Annotated in this window: 1 pseudogene; it reads right to left on the reverse strand. The window is 69.4% G+C overall.

The features are described 5' to 3' along the window. Nucleotides 1-976 (reverse strand): annotated as a pseudogene (locus NKH12_RS30445) (chromosome segregation protein SMC); the annotation flags it as partial.

Raw genomic sequence — 976 nt, forward strand, 5'->3', positions numbered from 1 at the left:
ACCCTGGAGGCAATATCGGACAATTCCCGGTCGACATCGGCGAGCTGGCGGCCGAAACGGTCGCGGCGCTCAGCGGTGTCGCGCAGCGTTCGTTCGATCTGGTTGCGGGAGGCGGCGGCCTCCGCCCGTTCGGCCGTAAGCCCAGCGAGTTTGGCTTCACTCGCGGCAAGCGTCGACGCCGCCTGGTCGACCGCCGCGCGGGTGCTGGCCTCGCGCTCGGCGGCACCGGCGTTCTCGGAATTGAGGGCGGCTTCTTCGGTGGCGAGGCGTTCGAGAATATCCGCATTGTCGCGGACCATCCGCTCTTCGCGGCTGATGTCGCCGTCGAGCTGCTGGAGCCGGCGGTCGAGTTCCGCTTGGCGGGCTCGGATGCGGCCCGCTTCCTCTTCGATCTGCGTCTTGGCGATCGACAGGCGCTGGAAGGCGGCAGCGGCGGCAGCTTCCGCATCGCGCAGCTCCGGCAGCCGGTGGGCGCCGATCCCTTGCTCCCTGGCGGCAGCCATCTGGGCGGCGGCGCGGTCGCCGACGAGTGCCGTGGCAATCGCCAGCGCCGAGCGCGCCTCGCCCTCCTGCGTCTTGGCCAGCGTCCAGCGCAGATGCAGCATCGTCGCTTCGGCCTTGCGGATATCGGCAGACAGGTTCTTGAAGCGCGACGCCTGGCGGGCCTGGCGCTTCAGGCTTTCGATCTGGGTTTCCAGTTCGCCGACGACGTCGTCCAGCCGTTCCAGATTTTGTTCGGCCGCCTTCAGACGCAGTTCCGCCTCGTGGCGGCGTGTATGCAGACCCGAAATTCCGGCCGCCTCTTCCAGAAGCGCGCGGCGCGCCTGCGGCTTGGCCTGGATCAGCTCGCCGATGCGGCCTTGCCCGACCATCGAGGGCGAGCGCGCGCCGGTCGACTGGGCGGCGAAAAGCAGCTGCACGTCCTTGGCGCGGGCGTCCTTGCCGTTGATGCGGGAGAGCGAACCCGCCTCGCGTT

Origin of the sequence: Mesorhizobium sp. M1322 (assembly GCF_040318085.1) — a bacterium.
Classification (GTDB): Bacteria; Pseudomonadota; Alphaproteobacteria; order Rhizobiales; family Rhizobiaceae; genus Mesorhizobium.